Consider the following 22087-nt stretch of genomic DNA (forward strand, 5'->3'; position numbering starts at 1 on the left):
CTGAATTACAGCGCTTTTACGTCTTTGATTTCCACGTCGAACGTCAGGGTCTTGCCTGACAACGGGTGGTTGAAATCGATAGTCACTTGCTCATCGTCAAAAACTTTGACCACACCCGGAAGCTCGGTGTTGGCCGCGTCGTTGAAGATCACCAGCAAGCCTTCCGACAACTCCATGTCCTTGAACTGCGAACGTGGAATTATCTGCACATTTTGCGGGTTTGGCTGGCCAAAGGCGTTTTCCGGAAGGATCTCCAGAGTGCGTTTGTCACCGGCCTTGAAGCCGAACAGAGCGGCTTCAAAACCTGGCAACAGGCTGCCATCACCGACCTTGAAAGTGGCAGGCGACTTGTCGAACGTGCTGTCGACGGTGTCGCCATTTTCAAGACGCAAAGCGAAATGCAGGGTGACTTCTGTGTTCTGGCCAATACGTTGCTCAGTCATGAGCTGACTCTCCGGACTTCTTACTTTTGAACATATCCAGTGCCAGCATTACTGCTCCGACACAAATCGCACTGTCTGCGACATTGAACGCAGGGAACAGTCGATGTTCCCAATGCACCAGAATGAAATCGATCACATGCCCGTAGGCGATGCGGTCATACAGGTTGCCCAGCGCACCGCCCAGGATCAGTGCAAGCCCGATGGCCAGCCAGGTGTCGTTACGTCCAAGACGCTTGAGCCACACCAGCAGGACCCCACTGACGACCACGGCAATCAGGGCAAACAGCCAACGCTGCCAGCCGGAGCTGTCAGCCAGAAAGCTGAAGGCAGCACCCGAGTTATAGGCCAGGGTCCAGCTGAAGAAATCGGGGATCACCACGATTCGCTGATACATCTGCAGGGCGCCATCGAAGTAGGTCTTGCTGGCCTGGTCAATGACCAGGACCAGCAACGTCAACCAGAGCCAGCCCAGGCGCCCGAAGCGCCCGGCATTGCTGGTATTAGGCATAGTGACGTACCTCGCCGGCGCCGCTGATGTTGTCGACACAACGACCGCAGATTTCCGGATGCTCCGGATTCACACCGACGTCTTCGCGGCAATGCCAGCAACGGGCGCACTTGGCGTGTGCCGACTTGACCACTTTGAGCTTGAGGCCCGCGACTTCGGTGACTACTGCATCCGCCGGTGCCTGGACAAACGGCGCAACGCTGGCGGTAGAGGTGATCAGTACGAAACGCAGTTCATTGCTCAACATGGACAGGTCTGCAGCCAGATCATCTTCGGCAAACAGGGTAACTTCCGCCTGCAGGTTGCCGCCAATGGCCTTGGCCGCGCGCAGGTTTTCCATTTCTTTGTTGACTGCAACCTTGACCGCCATGATTCGCTCCCAGTAGGCGCGATCCATCTCGGTGCCTTCCGGCATCTCGCTCAGGCCTTCGTACCAGGTATTGAGCATCACCGATTCGTTGCGCTCGCCCGGCAGGTATTGCCACAGCTCGTCAGCAGTGAACGACAGGATCGGCGCGATCCAGCGCACCAGCGCTTCGCTGATATGGAACAGCGCGGTCTGGCACGAACGACGGGCCTTGCTGTTGGCGCCAGTGGTGTACTGACGGTCCTTGATGATGTCGAGGTAGAAGCCGCCCAGCTCTTGCACGCAGAAGTTGTGCACCTTGGAGTACACGTTCCAGAAACGATACTCGCCGTAATGCAGCTCCAGCTCGCGCTGCAGCAGCAGTGCGCGGTCAACCGCCCAACGGTCCAGGGCCAGCATTTCTTCGGCCGGCAGGATATCGGTAGCAGGGTTGAAGCCGCTCAGGTTCGAGAGCAGGAAGCGAGCGGTGTTGCGGATACGCCGGTAGGCGTCCGCACTGCGCTGCAGGATCTGGTCAGAAACCGCGATTTCCCCCGAGTAGTCAGTCGAAGCAACCCACAGACGCATGATGTCTGCACCCAGGGTGTCGTTGACCTTTTGCGGTGCAATCACGTTGCCCAGGGACTTGGACATTTTGCGCCCGGCCTCATCCACGGTGAAACCGTGTGTCAGCAGTTCGCGGTACGGCGCGTGGTTGTCGATGGCGCAACCGGTCAGCAGCGACGAGTGGAACCAGCCACGATGCTGATCGGAACCTTCAAGATAGAGGTCGGCACGCGGACCTGTCTCGTGGCCCATAGGGTGCGAGCCGCGCAGAACATGCCAGTGCGTGGTGCCAGAATCGAACCAGACGTCCAGAGTGTCGCTGATCTTGTCGTACAGCGGCGCTTCGTCGCCCAGCAGCTCGGCAGCATCCATCTTGAACCAGGCTTCAATGCCTTCGACTTCGACGCGCTTGGCCACTTCCTCCATCATTTCGACGGTACGCGGGTGCAGCTCGCCGCTTTCCTTGTTCAGGAAGAACGGTATCGGCACGCCCCAGTTGCGCTGACGCGAGATGCACCAGTCCGGACGGTTGGCGATCATCGAATGCAGGCGGGCCTGGCCCCAGGCCGGAACGAACTGGGTGTCTTCGATGGCCTTGATCGCACGGGTGCGCAAGGTGTCGCCGACAACCGGCTCCTTGTCCATACCGATAAACCACTGCGCGGTTGCGCGGTAGATCAGCGGCGTTTTGTGGCGCCAGCAGTGCATGTAGCTGTGGCTGATGGTTTCAGTGAACATCAGCGAACCGACTTCGATCAGCTTGTCGATGATGTTCTGGTTGGCCTTCCAGATGAACTGGCCACCAAAGAATTCCAGCGACGGTACGTAAACGCCGTTGCTTTGAACCGGGTTGATAATCTCATCGTTGACCATGCCATAGGCTTTGCAGGTCACGAAGTCGTCTACGCCGTAAGCCGGGGCGGAGTGAACCACGCCGGTGCCTGCGCCCAGCTCAACGTACTCGGCCAGATAGACTGGCGACAGACGGTCGTAGAACGGGTGACGGAAGTTGATCAGTTCAAGCGCAGTACCGGTGGTGGTGGCGATGACCGAACCTTGCAGGTTGTAGCGGGCCAGGCTCGACTCGACCAGCTCTTCAGCCAGTACCAGTAACCGGTCGCCCACGTCGACCAGCGCATAGGTGAACTCGGGGTGCACGTTAAGCGCCTGGTTGGCCGGGATGGTCCACGGAGTGGTGGTCCAGATCACGATCGATGTCGGCTTGCTCAATGTCGCCAGACCAAAGGCCTCGGCCAGCCTGGCTTCGTCGGCAATCGGGAATGCAACATCGATGGCCGCGGATTTTTTGTCCTGGTACTCGACTTCCGCTTCAGCCAGGGCCGAACCACAGTCGAAACACCAGTTCACAGGCTTGAGGCCTTTAAACACGAAACCGCCTTTGACGATTTCGGCCAAAGCACGGATTTCACCGGCTTCGTTTTTGAAGTCCATGGTTTTGTACGGGTTGGCAAAATCACCCAGCACACCCAGACGGATGAATTCGGACTTCTGGCCTTCGATCTGCTCGGTGGCATAGGCACGGCAAAGCTCGCGGGTTTTATCCGGGCTCAGGTTTTTACCGTGGGTCACTTCCACCTTGTGCTCGATCGGCAGTCCGTGACAGTCCCAACCCGGCACGTACGGCGCATCGAAACCCGACAGGGTTTTCGAGCGGATGATCATGTCCTTCAGAATCTTGTTCAGCGCATGACCGATGTGAATCGTGCCGTTGGCGTACGGAGGACCGTCGTGAAGTACGAACTTCGGACGATCCTTGCCAATCTCGCGCAACTTCCCGTACAGGCCAATGCTGTCCCAGCGCTGCAAAATTTGCGGTTCGCGCTGTGGCAGGCCGGCCTTCATTGGGAAGGCTGTGTCCGGAAGGTTTAGCGTGGCTTTGTAGTCGGTCATTTCAGGCTCTTTTTAAGCGGTTGACCCAGCCAATAGGCTCGGGCGGCGGCGACGTCCGCATTGATCGCCGTCTTGAGCGCCTCAAGGGAGGCGAAACGCTGCTCATCACGCAGCTTGTGGTGGAATGCCACGGTCAAACGCCGACCATACAAGTCGCCGGCGTAATCCAACAGATGTACTTCAAGATGGGCGCTGCCATCCCCTGCAACGGTTGGCCTGACGCCAATATTGGCGACGCCCGGCCAGGTTTTCCCGTCGACTTCAACGCTCACCAGATAAACCCCGGTCAACGGAACCCGACGACGCTTGAGCTGGATATTGGCAGTCGGCGTACCCAGCTGGCGCGCCAGCTTCTGCCCGTGCAATACCCTGCCAGCAATTTGAAACGGACGGCCCAGCAAGCGCTCTGCGAGACCGAAGTCAGCACCGGCCAGGGCATCACGCACCTTGGTGCTGCTGATACGTACACCATCAAGTTCAACGGTTTGCGCCGCTTCGACGGTAAAGTTTTGCATGACACCCGCTTGTTGCAGGAAATCAAAGTCGCCGACCCGGTCACAGCCAAAACGGAAGTCGTCACCGACCTCCAGGTGCTGTACGCCCAGACCGTCGACAAGAATCGTGTCGACAAACTCGGCAGCACTGAGTTCGCACAGACGTTGATTGAACGCCAGGCACAGCACCCGATCTACCCCGGCGTCAGCCAATAGCTGCAGCTTGTCGCGCAGCCGGGCCAAACGCGCCGGAGCGGTCTCAGGGGCAAAAAATTCGCGCGGCTGCGGCTCAAAAATCACCACGCAGCTGGGCACGCCCAACTCCAGTGCACGTTCACGCAGCCGCTCCAGGATAGCCTGGTGACCACGGTGTACACCGTCAAAGTTGCCAATAGTGGCGACACAGCCCCGATGTTGGGGCCGCAGATTGTGAAGGCCTCGAACCAGCTGCATAACGCGCTTCTTGCTCATAAAGTGGCCGATTATAACCACACCCAGCCCTGTACGACAGGCAACAGCGCAAGGCAAATCAGGTCAAATCGACAAAATAGACGTCTGACCTGCAATTACCTCACACAAGAGACTTGCGGGCGAAATCTTTCAAACGCAAGCCCAGCAGCAATAACATGCCGAAATAAACCAGTACACCCGCAACCACCAACCCGCCCAAACGCATGAAGCGCTCCAGCATATGGCCCTGGTCCCAGGCCGGCATCAGTTGCATCAGCCCCAACAGAACAGCGCACATCACAGCCACGGCCAGCACCAGCTTGAACAGGTATTTGCCCCAGCCCGGCTGAGCGACAAACAGCTTCTGTTTGCGTATCTGCCAAAACAGCAAGCCGGCATTGATACAGGCACCGACACTGATCGCCAGCGCCAGGCCTGCATGCTGCAACGGCACGATAAATACCAGATTGAGCAATTGCGTGATGACCAGAGTGAATACTGCGATTTTTACCGGCGTGCGTATGTTCTGCTGGGCGTAGAACCCCGGCGCCAGGACTTTGATCAAAATAATCCCGAGCAATCCGAACGAGTAGGCAATCAGGGCACGCTGGGTCATGGCCGAGTCCAGCGCAGTGAACTGGCCGTATTGAAACAGCGACACGGTCAACGGCTCTGCGAGGATGGCCAGCGCCAGAGAGCACGGCAATACGAGCACAAAGCACAGGCGCAGCCCCCAATCGAGGATTCGCGAATACTCATGGCGATCCTTGTTGGCGTAGGTTTTTGACAGCGTCGGCAACAGAATCGTACCCAGCGCCACACCCAGTACGCCAGACGGCAACTCCATCAAACGGTCTGCGTAATACATCCAGGACACCGATCCGGCGACCAGAAAGGAGGCAAAAATCGTGTTGATAATCAGCGAAATCTGACTGACCGAGACTCCCAGAATGGCCGGCAGCATCTGCTTCATGACCCTCCACACCCCGGTATCCCGCAGGTTGAGCCGCGGAAGCACCAGCATGCCGATTTTCTTCAGGTGCGGTAGCTGAAATAACAGCTGGGCTAAACCGCCGACCAGTACCGCCCACCCCAGGGCCATGACCGGCGGATCGAAGTATGGCGTCAGAAACAGGGCAAAAATAATCATGCTGACGTTAAGCAAAGTCGGCACGAAGGCCGGCACCGAAAACCGGTTCCAGGTATTGAGGATCGCCCCTGCCAGCGATGACAACGAGATCAGCAATATATAAGGGAACGTAACCCGCAACATATCGGAAGTGAGTTCGAACTTTTCCGGGGTGGTGGCAAAACCCGGCGCCGTAGCCCAGATCACCCAAGGCGCGGCGATCATCCCCAAAATGGTCACGATCGCCAGTACCAATGTCAGCAGTCCGGCCACGTAAGCAACAAATGTACGTGTCGCCTCCTCGCCTTGCTGACTTTTGTATTCGGCCAGAATCGGCACAAAGGCTTGGGAAAAAGCCCCCTCGGCGAAGATCCTGCGCAGCAGATTGGGCAATTTGAAGGCAATAAAGAACGCATCCGTGGCCATTCCGGCACCAAAGGTGCGCGCAATAATGGTGTCACGAACAAAGCCCAGAACCCTTGAAATCATTGTGATAGAGCTGACGGCCGCTAACGATTTGAGCAAATTCATTGAAAGAGTTTTTGCCTATAGAGAAAGAGCAGGCGAACAAAGCGCCCACTTATGCGATACTGCGCGCCGCAACAGCACAGAGCCAAGCTCGCGAGTTTACAGGTCAAGCGCCGGAAATAAATCTCCCGTCTCCCTCGATCCACCACTCAGCGGATCGTATCAATCGCCCTTGACAAGAGTTGTCGTCATCGGCATGATTCGCGGCCTATTTTGTTTGTTATTTCCCAAAAGTCTTTCGAGGAGCTCGACGGTGGCCAACACACCTTCCGCCAAAAAACGTGCAAAACAGGCTGAGAAGCGTCGCAGCCACAACGCCAGCCTGCGTTCCATGGTTCGTACCTACATCAAGAATGTAGTTAAGGCCATCGACGCAAAAGACGCTGCTAAAGCGCAAGCTGCTTATGTTCTGGCTGTCCCTGTTATCGACCGTATGGCCGATAAAGGCATCATCCACAAGAACAAAGCTGCTCGCCATAAGAGCCGCCTGAATGGCCACGTCAAGGCACTGAACCTTGCGACAGCCGCTTAAGCGATAAGCTTTTTAAAAAACCGACCTCCGGGTCGGTTTTTTATTGCCTGCGTTTTATGCCAGAACGACCCGGCCTGCAGGAGCTGCGCGAGACTGCGATCGAGCGCACAGCGCCCGCAAGATATACGGCTGCTGCGTTCGTAAGCACCTACAGAACCACCACAGCCCCAGCATTGCGCAGGCACAAAAAAAGCCGCGAAAGGCTTTACCCCGTCGCAGCTTTTTTATTAAGAGCCGTTACTCGTGCGGCCACGGCAAAATCGGGATCGCCGTCACCGCATTCTGCGGACTGCCTTCGATCAGGCGGTCGCTATACACCAGGTAAACCAGTGTATTGCGCTTTTTGTCGAGGAATCGCACCACCTGCATGGTCTTGAACACCAGCGATGTACGCTCCTTGAATACCTCCTCACCATCCTTCAAGTCACCCTTGAAGCTGATAGCGCCCGTCTGACGACACGCAATGGAGGCCTCAGCACGATCCTCGGCCAGCCCCAGCCCGCCCTTCATGCCGCCGGTCTTGGCACGCGACAGATAGCAGGTAACCCCGTCAACCTTGGGATCATCGAAAGCCTCGACCACAATCCGGTCATTGGGCCCGACAAACTTGAACACCGTCGACACCGTGCCGATTTCTTCGGCAGAAGCCAGCAACGGCATCGCCAACATCAACCCCAACAAACCGCTAATCAAGCGCATGCCACACCTCAAAATCAGACCAGGATCAGATTATCGCGATGAACCAGTTCAGGTTCCGCCATATACCCCAACAAACCGACAATCGCATCTGACGACTGTCCGATTATTTTCTGCGCTTCGCCCGCACTGTAGTTGGCCAGACCACGGGCAATCTCTCGACCGTCCGCCGCCACGCACACCACCATTTCGCCGCGACGGAAGCCACCCTGCACCGCTTTGACACCCACAGGGAGCAAGCTTTTATTACCCTGGGACAACGCAGACACAGCGCCATCATCCAGCACCAGCGTGCCACGGGTCTGCAGATGCCCAGCCAGCCACTGCTTGCGCGCAGCCAGCATGCCGCGTTCCGGCGACAGCAATGTACCCAGACGCTCGCCAGCCTTCAGGCGATCCAGCACCCGCTCCAGACGACCGCCGACGATAATGGTGTGCGCCCCGGAACGGGCCGCCAGACGCGCCGCCCGCAACTTGGTCTGCATGCCGCCACGCCCCAGCGCACCGCCCGTACCGCCCGCCACAGCATCCAGCGCCGGATCATCGGCACGCGCCTCGTAGATCATTTTGGCATCCGGGTTGTTGCGCGGATCCGCATCAAACATGCCATCACGATCCGTCAGAATGACCAGCAGATCAGCCTCGACCAGATTGGCCACCAGCGCGGCCAGCGTATCGTTATCACCAAAGCGGATTTCATCGGTAACCACGGTGTCGTTTTCATTGATGACCGGGATCACACCCAGCTCGACCAACGCGCGCAACGTACTGCGGGCATTCAGGTAACGCTTGCGGTCAGACAGGTCATCATGGGTCAGGAGAATTTGCGCGGTGTGCCGGGAATGCTCGGCGAAGCTCGACTCCCAGGCCTGCACCAACCCCATCTGACCAATGGCCGCAGCCGCCTGCAGCTCATGCATCGCACTGGGTCGGACTGTCCAGCCGAGGCGGCTCATCCCGGCCGCTACCGCACCGGAAGACACCAGCACCAGCTCCACGCCTGCCTCGTGCAGGGCCACCATTTGCTCGACCCAGACGCCCATCGCCGCGCGATCCAGCCCCTTGCCATCCGCTGTCAGCAATGCGCTGCCGATCTTTACGACCCAACGCCGCGCACCCGTCACCTTGCTCCGCATCATCATCCAACCTATGCCTGAGAGCAGCACGACCGAGCGCTGCCCATGGAATTATTTTGATTACCGTTTCGTAGATACCAAAACGCCGCTCGATTGAGCGGCGCTTCAGTTTACTGCAAGGAATCAGTCGCGGACGTAAATGATTTCCGGACCATCTTCATCATCAACATCTTCTTCGTCCCAGTCATCTTCACCGATGTCGTGGACGCTCTTCACGCCGCTGCGGCGCAGGGCACGCTGATCATCCAGCGCCTGCAACTGGGCACGCGCTTCATCTTCGATGCGCTGATCAAGCTCACTCAACTCAGCCTTGTAGGCAGGGTCATTGGCCAGACGATCGGCACGATCTTCGAGATAACGCATGATGTCGTGGCAAAGCTTCTCGGTGCCAATCTTGGCAATGGCCGAGATCACATACACCGGACCGGTCCACTCAAGGCGATCCACAACTTCCTTGACCCGCGCATCGTGCTCTTCTTCAGGCAACGAATCGCACTTGTTCAGCACCAGCCAGCGATCACGCTCAGCCAGCGACGGGCTGAATTTGGTCAGCTCGTTGACGATGACTTCAGCAGTATCTGCAGCGCTGTCGGTGCCTTCAACTGGCGCCATGTCCACAAGGTGCAGCAACAAACGCGTACGCGCCAAGTGCTTGAGGAAGCGAATCCCCAGGCCGGCACCGTCGGAAGCACCTTCGATCAGACCGGGAATATCCGCGATCACGAAGCTCTTCCAGCGATCGACACTGACTACGCCCAGGTTTGGCACCAGGGTGGTGAACGGATAATCCGCCACTTTAGGCTTGGCTGCAGATACCGAACGGATAAAGGTACTTTTGCCCGCATTCGGCAAGCCCAGCAAACCGACATCAGCCAGTACTTTCAATTCCAGTTTCAGGTCGCGCTGCTCACCCGGCTTGCCCGGAGTGGTCTGGCGCGGAGCCCGGTTGGTACTGGATTTGAAACGGGTGTTACCCAGACCGTGCCAGCCGCCATGCACAACCAGCAAACGCTGGCCGGCCTTGGTCAGGTCGCCGATGATTTCCTGGGTGCCTGCGTCAATCACGGTCGTACCGACCGGAACCCGCAGAATCATGTCTTCGCCTTTACGGCCGGTGCAATCGGCGCTGCCGCCATTCGAACCGCGCTGAGCGTCAAAGTGACGCGTGTAACGGTAGTCAACCAGGGTGTTGAGGTTTTCGTCAGCGACCATATAGATCGAGCCGCCGTCACCACCATCACCACCGTTCGGACCACCGTTCTCGATGAATTTTTCGCGACGGAAACTCATGCAACCGTTACCACCGTCGCCAGCTTTTACTTTGATCGATACTTCATCAACAAACTTCATAACAAAACGCGCCTCTCGTCATCAGGACGAGCCGATAAAAACCAAGACATAAGACTCTTGCAAAAATGAGCGCAGCGACCTCAATCAACGACCGTTAAATCCAGCGCCGGCAGCCCATACAAACAGTTTTGCAAGAGACTCACCCCACAAACGAAAAAGCCCCGTCGCAAGACAGGGCTCTTCCAGCTACCAAGCTTTTACGCCGCGACGACTGCAGTCTTCGGAACGATGCTTACATAGCGACGACCGAAGGCGCCCTTAACCTGGAACTTGATCACGCCTTCCACTTTCGCGAACAGGGTGTGATCTTTACCCATACCAACGCCGTAGCCAGCGTGGAATTGAGTGCCGCGCTGACGCACGATGATGTTGCCCGGGATGATAGCCTGGCCGCCATACATCTTCACGCCAAGGCGTTTGGCTTCTGAGTCGCGACCGTTACGGGTACTACCACCAGCTTTTTTGTGTGCCATGAGTCAATTCTCCTAGTGAGGAATTAGGCTGAAATTAAGCCTGAATACCGGTGATTTTGATCTCGGTGTACCACTGGCGGTGGCCCATACGCTTCATGTGGTGCTTACGACGACGGAACTTGATGATGCGGATCTTGTCGTGACGACCTTGGGAAATCACTTCAGCAACAACAGTGGCGCCAGGAACAACTGGAGCGCCGATGTTAACGTCGTCGCCATTGGCGACCAACAGAACGCGATCAAAAGTTACGGATTCGCCAGTGGCGATTTCCAGTTTCTCGATCTTCAGGTATTCACCTGGTGCTACTTTGTATTGCTTGCCACCAGTAACGATTACTGCGTACGACATGGTATTTCTCCGATAATCCTGCTCACCCAGCTCTTTATAGGTAAAGGTATTGGCTGGCATGGCTGCATGGGGCTGGAACGGCCCAAGTGCAATTGCGTAAGGCAGGTGCTGCCCAGGAAGTTCAGGGTGCGCGATTGTACGCAAGCCACGTCAGGGTTGCAAGGGGCCGCCCATCACGCCTTGACAGGCCCAGCCCCCCGACCTAGCATGCCGCGCAACCCTTCTGGAGCAACTGTCGCTGATGCAACCCCAAGCTTTCTACCGCGCGGTGGCGGACGATTTTAGCGCCGTCGACGACATCATCAAGAAGCAGCTGACTTCACGCGTCCCGCTGGTCTCAAAAATCGGCGACTACATCACTTCGGCCGGCGGCAAACGCCTTCGTCCTTTATTAGTGTTGTTGTGCGGCAAGGCCCTGGGCCGCGAAGGCGACGACTTGCGCTTGCTGGCCGCGACCATTGAGTTCCTGCACACCGCGACCCTGCTCCACGACGATGTTGTGGACATGTCCGGCATGCGCCGCGGCCGCAAGACCGCCAATGCAACCTGGGGCAATGCCCCAAGCGTACTGGTCGGCGACTTCCTGTACTCGCGCTCCTTCGAAATGATGGTCGAGCTGGGCTCGATGCCAGTGATGAAAATCCTGTCGCAAGCCACCCGCATCATTGCTGAAGGCGAAGTCCTGCAACTGTCCAAAGTGCGCGACGCCAGCACCACCGAAGAAACCTACATGGAAGTGATTCGCGGCAAAACCGCGATGCTGTTCGAGGCCTCGACCCACAGCGCTGCGGCCCTGGCCGGTGCCACACCTGAACAGAGCGAAGCATTGCGTACCTTTGGCGATCACCTGGGTGTGGCGTTCCAGCTGGTAGACGACTTGCTCGACTACCGTGGCGATGCCGAAACCCTGGGTAAAAACGTGGGCGACGATCTGGCAGAGGGCAAACCGACCTTGCCGCTGATCTACACCATGCGCGAAGGCACGGCCGAACAGGCCGCTCTGGTTCGTAAAGCGATTCAAAAAGGTGGCATTGAAGACCTGGAGAGCATTCGCGTTGCCGTGGAGGAGTCCGGTTCACTGGAATACACCGCACAACTGGCGCGTGATTATGTAGCCCGTGCAATTGCCTGCCTTGAAAGCCTGCCGCCCAGCGAATACCGCGACGCACTGGTTGAGCTGAGCGAGTTCGCGGTCGCCCGCACGCACTAAACCTTGTGGGAGCTGGTTTGCCAGCGATGCATACACCTCGATCCATCAGTGATGGCAAGGTGATGCAATCGCTGGCAAGCCCGCTCCCACAGGTTCGTCACATCCCTAACCACCGCGCACCAACAAAACCCTATACAATGCGTGCCTTTTAGCCATCCGGACTCTTAAGGAGCTTTAGTGAGCACGTTGCCACCCTGCCCAAAATGCAATTCCGAATACACCTACGAAGACGGCGTCCAGCTGATCTGCCCGGAATGCGCCCATGAGTGGTCCGCCAGCGGCGACGCCGAAGAAGCCAGCGATGTAAAAGTCTACAAAGACTCCGCAGGCACTGTCCTGACCGACGGCGACACCATCACCGTGATCAAGGACCTGAAAATCAAGGGTACCTCCCTGGTGGTCAAGGTCGGCACCAAGGTCAAAAACATCCGCCTGTGCGATGGCGACCATGATATCGACTGCAAAATCGACGGTATCGGCCCAATGAAACTCAAGTCAGAGTTCGTGCGCAAGGTCTGATCCTGCTGTATTCCTTCCTGCGTTCCGCGCAGGAAGGTGCCACTCCCCTCGCAAAACTTCCGCGCAACATCAAAAAGCCATCAACTTTGACCCGCAGCAGCTTTTACCCACAAAGAAAACAAATCCGCCAATAGGCACTTGCTATTAATTGAATAAGAATTATTCTCATTGGTATTCATCAAGGAGATGACGACCATGACTTATTTAATTGATGCCTGGCTGGACCGTCCACATCCCTATCTGCGAATCCTGCATCGGGAAACCGGGGAAGTCTGTGCGGTGCTGGAAGAAGAAGCGCTCAACGAGCTACAGGATCAGGGCGACCTGGATTTCAACGGACTCAACTCAAGTGAGCCGGTGGTGCTCAAAGAACTGGTGCGAAATCTGTTTCTGTTTTGCTATGCCCGGGCATTGCGCCCGATCGGCACGACCGATGCTCACGAGCATCACGCCAAACTGGAAATATGAAGCGCCTGGTGTGACCGCAGGCTTGCGTGCAAACCCGCGGTCACCGTTAAAGCACCGAAGTCTTACAGAACTTCCAGCAGCTCAACGTCGAATACCAGCACGCTGTGCGGAGCGATGCTGCCAACGCCCTGGGCGCCGTAGGCCAATTCGCTCGGCACGTAGATGCGCCATTTGCTGCCGGCGTTCATCAGTTGCAGGGCTTCGGTCCAGCCAGCAATTACGCCGCCGACCGGGAATTCGGCTGGCTGACCACGATCGTAGGAGCTGTCGAACACAGTGCCGTCAATCAGGGTGCCGTGGTAGTGAACACGTACAGTGTCTTCACGGGATGGCTTGGCGCCTTCACCTGCAGTCACAACTTCAAATTGCAGACCCGAAGCCAGGGTGGTGATCCCGTCCTTCTTGGCGTTTTCAGCCAGGAAAGCCTTGCCTTCGCCCGCTGCAGCTTCTGCCTTGGCAGCCGCTTCAGCTTGCATCAGCTCGCGGATAACTTTAAAGCTGGCGCTCAGTTCTTCCTGACCTACACGGCTTTCTTTACCGGCGAAAGCATCGGTCAGGCCAGCCAGGATTGCGTCCAGGCTAACGCCCGGTGGCGGGTTGTCGCGCAGTTGGTCACCCAGCTGACGGCCAATGCCGTAGCTAACGCGGGTTTCGTCGGTCGACAGATTTACTTCGGACATAACACTGCTCCGCTGTAGGGCGATTCAGAAAAAACCAGCTGCAAAAACAGCCGTTCCTCAACCGCCCAGAACCAAAAAAGGGCGAGCAGACTACCACAGCCCCCAAAGCCTTCGCAGCCCGCCTTCATGTAACGCGCGCCACGACACCAATCAATGCTTGGTCAGCTTGTCGAGATAGCCCATGGCAAACGCCGACACCACGAAAGTCATATGAATGATCACGTACCACATCAGATACTGCGGCTCGATGTTGCGTGCATCCATAAACACCCGCAGCAGGTGGATCGAGGAGATCGCCACGATCGACGCTGCGACTTTCATCTTCAGCGAAGTCGAGTCCATGGTACCCAGCCAGCTAAGCTTCTCCTTGTGGTCATCGATGTCCAGCTGGGAGACGAAGTTCTCGTAGCCCGAAATCATCACCATTACCAGCAACCCTCCCACCAGGGCCATGTCGATCAACGACAGGATGACCAGGATCAAGTCCGACTCAGATAGCGCGAACACGTTGGGAATTACATGAAACACTTCCTGGAAGAATTTCAACGCCAGGGCCAGCAAGCCCAGCGAGAGCCCGAAGTAAATCGGCGCCAGAATCCAGCGCGAGGCGTACATTGCGTTTTCGATAAAGCGTTCCATTGAAACTCACAGGAAGTAAAAAAATGGGCGCGAGTATATCAGTGACAAATCGTCAGAGATAAAGCCCTTGAAACAGCCTGTTAAATAAATTATCTGCTAGTGTCGACCTCCTCAGCACCGCTTTCGGACAGGAAAACTGAACAATGGATCTGCGATTTCCCTTGGGTTGTCTCGGGCTTTCAATTGCTTTGCTCATCACGGGTGGCTGCTCGCCTGACGACAAACACCAGCAGGCCAGCCTGGAAGAGCGCAGCGCCGCATTCGAAAAGAGCCTCGATACCATTCAGGACCAACAACTCAAGGATGCGGTAGCCGATCTGGGTGGCTCGTTGCTGTTGCTCGAACGGGCCCGGGTCAAGCTCGAGGAGAAGCCGATTGAAACCGAATATGGCGATGACGACCTGGCGCTGCTCAAGCACTACCCCAGCAGCCAGGCCCTGAGCGACACCTACATCAATGGTCTGTTTGTGGTGCGTAAAAACTCCAGCTCCGATTATCTGACCGACCTTGAGCCCGTGTTCCCGTTCCCGGCAAACAGCGATTCCGAGTTTCCGTTCCCCCATGCACTTGAATGGCAATCCGTAACCCTGAGCAACAAGCAAGAGGTGCCCTTCCAGACCGAGTGGTCTGAAACCGATCCCGGCATCCAGCTCAGCCCTTCCAGCGCCAATCTGAGCAACCCGGACGATCTCACGGTCACCTACCCCTATATCGACGGGATTGAAACTGAAAACATTCAGCAACCTCAGCCCCTGATGCTGCACGGCAAGGTCGAGGTGATCGCGCCCGGCAAAGTGGTCCACTTCAACCTGAGCAGCAAGGATGTGGGCAAAACCAGCACCGAGGGTACGATCAGCGTGACCCTGCTGGCATTGGGCAAAAACTTCGCCGAAGTCGATATCAACAACAGCGCCGAGCTGGCCGAAGAGGTACGCGATACACCGCTCAATCCGCTGATCATCCAGGCCCGCGACCACAGCGGGCAGTTCCTGTCGCGCTCAGGCTCGATCAATGAGAACGCCGAGCAACTGGCGTTCTATCAGCAGCAACTGGCGCAGATGCTCAAGCAAACCGCGTGGAGCGAAGCATTCGGACAACAGCTGGATAACGAACAGCAGGACTTTGACCAGAAACACACCCATCACTACAGCAAGGTGTATTTCAACGGAAATATCGAAAACCTCGACATCAGCGTGCTCGACTTCTCCACGGCCAATATCACCCGCAAAAACCTCGACCTGCCTGTGCGCCGGCTCGACAAGACGGTAGTGGGCAAAGACATTCAACCCCTGCCGCTGTCGGTGGTGGTGTATGACGATCAGGCCGTCAACTACCTCAAGGACGCGAGCCTTGAGCCTGAGCAACTGATAAAAAGCGTCGTCATCAGCCAGACCGTAGATGACGCCAGCGCCGCCACCCTTGAGTTCAGTCACCCGCAAACCTTCAATGACGAGCTGCTGGGCGCGTTGCCCGACACGGCTGACGCACCTGTCACCTTCTTCGCCGAAGACGACAACGGCAAGCGCAGCGAGCCTCTGGAGCTGCCCATCGAAGCCTTCGATGTTGACCCGCATACCGGGGTCATCACCTATGACCTCAATCTGTTCCCCGAAACTCCGGCTTACGCGATTGGCTCGATGCCCATGTTTATCGCCGCCATCGACAAACAGCCCCTGAACACGGCTCAACTGCCCAAAGGCCTCGAACTCAAAGGCAACGCACTAGTTGTTGATCAGAAACTGTTCCCGTCCGAGGCCTGGCGCTTTTACGCCAAAGACGACACCGGCAACTACCTCAAGGAAGTGCTCGCCGTAAGCCATAGCGCCGAACCCAATGGCCCGGCGCTGTTTGACGTGCATTATTTCTATGGACAGCCCACCCAGCTCGAAAGCTATGCCCGCAAAGACCTGCTGCCTGTCGAGTACGGATTTGAAGTCAAGCTCGACAAAGTCCCCGAAGTCACCCCGCCCCGCTGATTCAGCGGCCTAGCGGGAGGCGTGACAGCGTCCACCGTTGATCTGGCGCAACTGGGCCTGCACGTGCAGGCACCAGATCTGCGGGTCATCGGCAAGCCGATAGCCATGCAGCGTCAGGCTTTCAACGATTGATTCCAGAATGGTTTCGGCCACGAAAGGACCGGGGAACGGACCCTGGGCTTTGATCGTAGTCGGCTGCTCGCCTGCCAGACCGGCAGCAAACAACAGCGTCCACATCCCGGTATTGCCTGCCAGCGGACGAATGCTGCATTCAATACGGGTGACCAGACCCAGGCATTGGCGGGTAAGACAAAGGTTGCGCGACATGGCGGCGACCCTCGGTAAATTCTGTCATCAGCCACGCACTACGGGCTGCATCATTCCAGTGACGACAGTGGAAGTCCTGCATTGAGAATAGAGGAAGAATCTGACAGCAGAGGCTGCCATGACAAACGGATGCCCTGGCCGCTGCAGGAACGAGCTTGTGCAAGCCGTGAAAGGCTCGCGAGCAAGCTCGCTTCTACAGTTGCCCCAGCGTCAGGCCGGCTTTTTAGCCGCCAGCGCCTCGGCAAGTAGTTCCTTTTCGGCTTCCTTGAGGTCCTCGTCGTTGATCATCTCGGCAATCGCCCGCAATCTTTCAACCACCCGGGCATTTACGCTGCCTTCCGGAAACTGACCTTCGGCATCCGGTTCACCGGCCGGCTCGCCGACCAACAGGCTCAACGCCTCATCCGCCTGGCGTACCGCGTAAACGTGGAACTTGCCATCACGTACCGCCTGCAACACCTTTTCATCCAGCATCAAGGTCGCCACGTTGGCTTGCGGGATGATAGCGCCCTGCTCGCCCGTCAGACCACGCGCCTCGCACAGACGGAAGAAGCCTTCGATCTTCTCGTTGACCCCGCCCACCGCCTGCACTTCGCCAAACTGGTTGATCGAACCGGTGATCGCAAAGCACTGCTTGAGGGCTGTTTTGGACAGCGCCGAAATCAACGTACAGGCCTCACCCAGCGAGGCACTGTCACCATCGACGTAACCGTAGGACTGCTCCAGCGCGATACTGGCCGAGATCGCCAGCGGGAACTCCTGGGCATAACGGCTGCCCAGATAACCGGTCAGAATCATCACACCCTTGGAGTGAATCGGCTGCCCGAGGTTAACCTCGCGCTCGATGTCGACAATGCCGCTGCCCCCCGGGTACACCGTGGCAGAAATCCGCGCAGGCACACCGAAGGCCGAGTCCCCCACTTCAAGTACCGTCAGGCCGTTGCACTTGCCGACCGCCGCACCATCGGTGTCGATCAGAATGATCCCGGCCAGCATGTCGTCAAGAATCCGCGCCGAAACCCGGCCGGTACGGGTGGCCTTGGCTTTGAGCGCCCGCTCGATGTGTCCGGCATCCGTCATCTCGTCGTTGGCCAGATGGCGAATGAAGTCTGCCTCGCTGACCAGCTGGAACAGATCACCGATACGCGCCGACAAACGCCCCTGATGCTCGGCAAGACGTGCGCTGTAGGTCGCCAGACGCGCAACGGCATCAGCGGTCAACGGCGCCATGCCCTCTTCCGAGGTGCGAGTGGTGAGCAACTGGGCGAACTGCTCCAGGCTCTCGTCGACCATCGGGATGTCTTCATCGAAGTCCACCAGCACCCGGAACATCTCCTGGAAGTCCGGATCCAGATCCTGCAGCGTGTAGTACAACTGGCGGGCACCGATGATGATGACCTTGACCTGCAACGGAATCACTTGCGGGTTGAGGGTGATGGTGGCCAGGCGGCCCATCTCGCCCAGCGGCGACTCCATCTTCAGCTTGCGCGACTGCAGGGCACGCTTGAGAGCATCCCAGACAAAGGGTTCGCTGAGCATTTTCTCGGCTTCAAGAATCAGAAAGCCGCCATTGGCCCGGTGCAGTGCCCCGGGACGCAGCTGGCGATACGTGGTGTACAGCGCCCCCTGGTCAGTGCTGTATTCGATGCGGCCAAACAGGTTGTCGTAGGTCGGGTGCGGCTCAAACACCACCGGTGCGCCGCCGCTCATGGGCTGGCCCACCACCAGGCTCGGCAGGTACTGCTCTTCGAGCAACTTGCGGGCCTGGGCATCGGTTTTGCTGTCGTCGACCAGTTGCTCGACCACAGTCTTCAGCAGGTACACCTGCATGGCCTGCATATATCCGCAGACCGCACCATTTTCGGCGTACTTTTGCGACAGCGGTGCCAGCAAAGGTTGCAGCGCCAGGGTGATGGTTTCTTCGTTCAGGTGGCGTAGCTGATTGTTCGATTCACGCTTCCACTGCGGCAGACTCGCAAGCTCTTCATTCAGCCGCTCCTCAAGCCCGGAAATATCCTCGTGGAACCGCTCACGCTCTTCGTCGGGCAATTGCGAAAACTCGGCCTCGTCCAGCGCCTTGCCCTCGCTCATCGGGGTAAAGGCCACGTTGCTGCTGTCGCGATACAGCGCCACGCCTTTTTCCAGCGCCAGACGCTCGATCACATCCAGGGCACGGTCGTAACGCTGATTGAAACCGCGATCGATGGCGCTCTTGCGTTGCTGGTAAGTCGGGTGTTCAAACACCGCCGGAAAGGTCGCCAGCAGGTTGTCGATCAAACCATTGATGTCGCTGATGAACGCACCGGCGGTGCTCGCAGGCAGCTCCAGTGCGCGCGGCTCGCGCGGCTCGTCGAAATTATTGACATAGACCCAGTCGCTGGGTGACTTCAGGCGTTTGCCCTCGGCCTTGAGGTAGCGTTTGACGAACGAAAAGCGTCCGGTACCCGGCTCGCCCATGACAAATACGTTGTAACCCGGACGTGGCATGGCCACGCCAAATTGCAGGGCTTCGACCGCTCGCTCCTGGCCGAGAATGCCGCGAAAAGGCTCCAGATCATTGGTGTTGGAGAAGCTGAACTGTTCAGCGGAGAACGGACGGGTTAGCGCGTCAGGCGCTAGACGCAAGCTGGCAGCTACAGGATCAGGCATCGGGCTTCCTTACATCGGGCGGGGCAGATGAACGCATTCTGGCGCTGGCTGTATCCCACTGGCAAGGCGCATAGCACTTGAAAAATCAGGGCCCGGTATTTACAGGCTGAAAATGTGCCCGATCGAAGATTGTTTTACAAAATTTCACGGAACCGTCCGATCGTGCCTAGACTCCTACTTGTTACGCGGCTGGATTAATAACCGGCCCGTTCTGGCGCTTCTGGGCCAGACACCCTTGTCCATTGGTTGCACACTCATAGAGAACAAAGCTTATGAAACGGATTCTTCTTGGTACTCTCTTTACTGTTGTTTCCCTCAATGCCATGGCGCAAGCACCGGGTGGCCCGAACTGTGGTTGGGGCAACATGTTGTTTGAAGGTCAGCGCGGCACACCGGCTCACTTCCTCGCATCAACCACCAACGGCACCTCCGGCAACGCTACCTTCGGTATGACTTCCGGGACCAACGGCTGTACGACCAAGGATGCCCTGACTTACGGCGGCAAATCGTGGATTGCCATGAACGGCATGATGAACGAACTGTCCGAAGACATGGCCAAAGGCAATGGCGAAGCACTGACCACCTATGCGGTGGTACTGGGTGTGGCCCCTGAAGACCGCGATCATTTCGCAGCTGTCACCCACGAGCACTTCCAGCAAATCTTCAGCAAAGCCGACGTAACCGCTGACGATGTACACACCAACACTCTGGCCATCCTCAAAGGCGACGCACGCCTGGCGAAATACGCAACTGCTGCGTAACAAATGAGCACCGCCCGCTCCTCCCGGAGCGGGTATTCTCCAGCTTCACTTCTATTTGTCTGACAACAGTTGCCCACCATGCTCAAACGCCTTGCCTACCTGGCGCTCTGTGCCTGCGCCCCGCTGTATGCCGCACCTCATATTGACGATCAACGAGTGCAGCAACTGGCCAACGATCCGTTCTGGATCTCCCTGGGCCATTATGAAGCCCGCAAACTGGGCGGCTGGCGCAGCTATGTCAGCGATGACAAATTCTTTCTCGCCAAAGACGGCGCCGAGCATCCGGATGCCGAACTGCGCGCGACCCTGACGGCGTTGTATGCCCCCCTGAACCTGGGAGACAAGCACCCGCAATGCGTATACCCGGCACGCACCCGCTGGCTCAAGGCCCAGCTGAACCTGACCGACCTGCCCAAGGCCGAGTGCGCAGAGTTCAGCCAGTGGTTTAAAGATGTGGCTCCCGACAGCACGGTGATGATTTTCCCGGCGGCCTACCTCAACAGCCCGTCGTCGATGTTCGGCCACACCCTGTTGCGTATCGACCAGGCCGACGTGCAGAGCAACAAGACCGCGCTGCTCAGCTATGCGATCAACTTCGGCGCCTACATTGAAGGTTCCGACAACAGTATTCTGTATGCCTGGAAAGGTTTGGCCGGCGGCTATCCCGGCCTGTTTGCCCTGGTGCCCTACCAGGAAAAGCTCTCGGAATACCGCAGTCTCGAGAACCGCGACCTGTGGGAATACCGCCTGAATCTGACACCCGAAGAAACCCAGCGCATGGTCGAACATGTGTGGGAACTCAAACAAATCCAGTTCGACTATTTCTTCTTCGACGAAAACTGTTCATACCGCTTGCTTGAACTGCTGCAAGTAGCGCGCCCCGGCTTGCAACTGACCAGCCAGTTCCCGCTGACCGCGATCCCCACCGACACCGTGAAAGCGGTAAAGGAAGCCGGGCTGGTGGAAAGCATCGAATATCGCCCGTCCCGCGAGCGTGAACTGCTGGATCGCGCCAAGGTGCTGGATCCTGAAGAACAGCAATGGGTACTGCAGGTCAGCGCCGATCAGGCCCAGCTGCAAAACCCGCAATTCAAGGCGCTGCCCAAAGAGCGTCAGGCGCTGATTATCGACGCGGCTTATCGCCTTGAACGCTACCGGGCCAATGGCCTTGAGCGGGACACCGAGCGCTCACAGCGCAGCTTCGAACTGCTGCGGGCCATTAACCAGAATCCCGCGCCCGGGCTTGAGGTCGAAAAACCCGAACTGCCCGAAAACGGCCACGAGTCGCGCACCTGGCAGCTGGGCGCCGGTAGCCGGGACGACAAGGCGTTTGCCGAATACGGCCTGCGCATGGCCTATCACGACCTGAACGACAACGCTCCGGGATTTCCTCTGGGTGCCCAGATTGAAATTCTGCAACTCAAGCTGCGTCAGTACGAGGGTAATCACTGGCAGGTCCAGCAGCTGGACCTGGCCAATATCCGTTCATTGACCCCACGCAACGACTTGCTGCAGCCCTGGTCCTGGCAAGTAGGTGGCGGGCTCGAGCGCGTCCTCGGCAAGCATGGCGACGAAAACCTGGTCAGCCACGTCAATGGCGGCGCAGGCGGCACCTGGCAATTGGGCGAAAATATGCTGGGATTCGCCCTGGGCACCCTGCGCGTAGAGCACAACAACGACTTCGCGGCCTTTGTGTCGCCAGCGGCGGGCTTCAACACCGGTGTGTTGTGGCGCAATCCGCTGGGCAACCTGAGCCTGGAAGCCAAAGGCGACTACTTCACCAACGGCGAAATCCGCCGCAGCCTGAGCCTGAACCAGCAATGGGAAGTGTCACGCAACCTCGGGCTGCGATTGACCGCACAACGTGAGTTCAGCCACCTCAGCTCCCCGGTGAACGAAGTCATGCTGGAACTGAAGTGGTATCACTACTGAATGGAGTTTAAAAA

21 protein-coding genes are annotated in these 22087 nt (G+C 57.6%); 7 read left to right on the forward strand and 14 right to left on the reverse strand.

Annotated elements, in window-relative coordinates:
• Nucleotides 1-5: 5 nt before the first annotated feature.
• From fkpB to murJ, 5 genes are all read right to left on the reverse strand, one after another.
• Nucleotides 6-443 carry an FKBP-type peptidyl-prolyl cis-trans isomerase gene (fkpB, locus tag EQV90_RS03225; RefSeq protein WP_003443888.1) on the reverse strand — a complete coding sequence of 146 codons (438 nt, stop codon included), beginning with the start codon at nucleotides 441-443 and terminating at the stop codon, nucleotides 6-8.
• Nucleotides 436-951, reverse strand: a complete 516-nt coding sequence (gene lspA, locus EQV90_RS03230; protein WP_003443891.1) for a signal peptidase II — start codon at nucleotides 949-951, stop codon at nucleotides 436-438. The genes fkpB and lspA overlap by 8 nt, the downstream gene beginning before the upstream one ends.
• Nucleotides 944-3775 carry an isoleucine--tRNA ligase gene (gene ileS, locus EQV90_RS03235; protein ID WP_003443893.1) on the reverse strand — a complete coding sequence of 944 codons (2832 nt, stop codon included), beginning with the start codon at nucleotides 3773-3775 and terminating at the stop codon, nucleotides 944-946. Before ileS ends, lspA begins: the two co-directional genes overlap by 8 nt.
• A complete protein-coding gene (ribF, locus tag EQV90_RS03240; RefSeq protein ID WP_003443896.1) occupies nucleotides 3772-4722 on the reverse strand; it encodes a bifunctional riboflavin kinase/FAD synthetase in 951 nt (316 codons plus the stop codon). Before ribF ends, ileS begins: the two co-directional genes overlap by 4 nt.
• Before the next feature lie 118 nt (nucleotides 4723-4840).
• Entirely contained in the window at nucleotides 4841-6379 is a 1539-nt protein-coding gene (gene murJ, locus EQV90_RS03245) for a murein biosynthesis integral membrane protein MurJ (protein ID WP_003443899.1), read from the reverse strand.
• Nucleotides 6380-6629: 250 nt separating this feature from the next.
• On the opposite strand from murJ, the gene rpsT reads away from it, so the two are divergent.
• Nucleotides 6630-6908: a 30S ribosomal protein S20 gene (gene rpsT, locus EQV90_RS03250; RefSeq protein ID WP_003443902.1), complete on the forward strand. Its 279-nt coding sequence runs from the start codon at nucleotides 6630-6632 to the stop codon at nucleotides 6906-6908.
• Nucleotides 6909-7145: 237 nt separating this feature from the next.
• On the opposite strand, the gene EQV90_RS03255 is transcribed toward rpsT, so the two are convergent.
• From EQV90_RS03255 to rplU, 5 genes are all read right to left on the reverse strand, one after another.
• Nucleotides 7146-7607: a CreA family protein gene (locus EQV90_RS03255; protein WP_003443905.1), complete on the reverse strand. Its 462-nt coding sequence runs from the start codon at nucleotides 7605-7607 to the stop codon at nucleotides 7146-7148.
• A 14-nt stretch (nucleotides 7608-7621) separates the two neighbouring features.
• On the reverse strand, nucleotides 7622-8740 hold the full coding sequence (gene proB / locus EQV90_RS03260) for a glutamate 5-kinase (protein WP_003443907.1): 1119 nt from the start codon (nucleotides 8738-8740) through the stop codon (nucleotides 7622-7624).
• A gap of 123 nt (nucleotides 8741-8863) precedes the next feature.
• A complete protein-coding gene (gene cgtA, locus EQV90_RS03265) occupies nucleotides 8864-10090 on the reverse strand; it encodes an Obg family GTPase CgtA (protein ID WP_003443910.1) in 1227 nt (408 codons plus the stop codon).
• 197 nt (nucleotides 10091-10287) lie between these two features.
• Nucleotides 10288-10563, reverse strand: a complete 276-nt coding sequence (rpmA, locus tag EQV90_RS03270) for a 50S ribosomal protein L27 (protein WP_003443913.1) — start codon at nucleotides 10561-10563, stop codon at nucleotides 10288-10290.
• A 34-nt stretch (nucleotides 10564-10597) separates the two neighbouring features.
• Nucleotides 10598-10912, reverse strand: coding sequence for a 50S ribosomal protein L21 (gene rplU, locus EQV90_RS03275; protein WP_003443915.1), 315 nt, complete (start codon nucleotides 10910-10912; stop codon nucleotides 10598-10600).
• 241 nt (nucleotides 10913-11153) lie between these two features.
• Between rplU and EQV90_RS03280 the strand changes: the two genes are divergently transcribed.
• From EQV90_RS03280 to EQV90_RS03290, 3 genes are all read left to right on the forward strand, one after another.
• A complete protein-coding gene (locus tag EQV90_RS03280; protein WP_003443918.1) occupies nucleotides 11154-12122 on the forward strand; it encodes a polyprenyl synthetase family protein in 969 nt (322 codons plus the stop codon).
• Nucleotides 12123-12299: 177 nt separating this feature from the next.
• On the forward strand, nucleotides 12300-12641 hold the full coding sequence (locus EQV90_RS03285; RefSeq protein WP_003443921.1) for a zinc ribbon domain-containing protein YjdM: 342 nt from the start codon (nucleotides 12300-12302) through the stop codon (nucleotides 12639-12641).
• Between the two features lie 195 nt (nucleotides 12642-12836).
• The gene (locus tag EQV90_RS03290; RefSeq protein WP_003443924.1) at nucleotides 12837-13109 is read left to right on the forward strand and encodes a hypothetical protein; all 273 of its coding nucleotides are present in this window, start codon (nucleotides 12837-12839) and stop codon (nucleotides 13107-13109) included.
• 62 nt (nucleotides 13110-13171) lie between these two features.
• Here EQV90_RS03290 and EQV90_RS03295 read toward each other — a convergent pair whose 3' ends face one another.
• Nucleotides 13172-13789 (reverse strand): FKBP-type peptidyl-prolyl cis-trans isomerase, encoded by a 618-nt coding sequence (locus tag EQV90_RS03295; protein ID WP_003443927.1) that lies wholly within the window; start codon nucleotides 13787-13789, stop codon nucleotides 13172-13174.
• A gap of 150 nt (nucleotides 13790-13939) precedes the next feature.
• Nucleotides 13940-14428: a TIGR00645 family protein gene (locus EQV90_RS03300; RefSeq protein ID WP_003443930.1), complete on the reverse strand. Its 489-nt coding sequence runs from the start codon at nucleotides 14426-14428 to the stop codon at nucleotides 13940-13942.
• Between the two features lie 143 nt (nucleotides 14429-14571).
• Here EQV90_RS03300 and EQV90_RS03305 point away from each other — a divergent pair, with 143 nt between their 5' ends.
• Nucleotides 14572-16404 (forward strand): hypothetical protein, encoded by a 1833-nt coding sequence (locus EQV90_RS03305; RefSeq protein WP_060781721.1) that lies wholly within the window; start codon nucleotides 14572-14574, stop codon nucleotides 16402-16404.
• A 9-nt stretch (nucleotides 16405-16413) separates the two neighbouring features.
• Here EQV90_RS03305 and EQV90_RS03310 read toward each other — a convergent pair whose 3' ends face one another.
• Nucleotides 16414-16731: a hypothetical protein gene (locus tag EQV90_RS03310; protein WP_003443937.1), complete on the reverse strand. Its 318-nt coding sequence runs from the start codon at nucleotides 16729-16731 to the stop codon at nucleotides 16414-16416.
• 210 nt (nucleotides 16732-16941) lie between these two features.
• Complete coding sequence (locus EQV90_RS03315) at nucleotides 16942-19380, reverse strand: ATP-binding protein (protein WP_003443940.1); 2439 nt, start codon at nucleotides 19378-19380, stop codon at nucleotides 16942-16944.
• Between the two features lie 272 nt (nucleotides 19381-19652).
• On the opposite strand from EQV90_RS03315, the gene EQV90_RS03320 reads away from it, so the two are divergent.
• Both EQV90_RS03320 and EQV90_RS03325 read left to right on the forward strand, forming a co-directional pair.
• Entirely contained in the window at nucleotides 19653-20141 is a 489-nt protein-coding gene (locus EQV90_RS03320; RefSeq protein ID WP_003443943.1) for a DUF3015 domain-containing protein, read from the forward strand.
• Nucleotides 20142-20219: 78 nt separating this feature from the next.
• Nucleotides 20220-22073: a DUF4105 domain-containing protein gene (locus EQV90_RS03325; protein ID WP_127196768.1), complete on the forward strand. Its 1854-nt coding sequence runs from the start codon at nucleotides 20220-20222 to the stop codon at nucleotides 22071-22073.
• Nucleotides 22074-22087: the final 14 nt, after the last annotated feature.

The organism is Pseudomonas sp. TMW22089, from assembly GCF_022496645.1.
In the GTDB taxonomy this organism is placed as follows: domain Bacteria; phylum Pseudomonadota; class Gammaproteobacteria; order Pseudomonadales; family Pseudomonadaceae; genus Aquipseudomonas; species Aquipseudomonas paraversuta.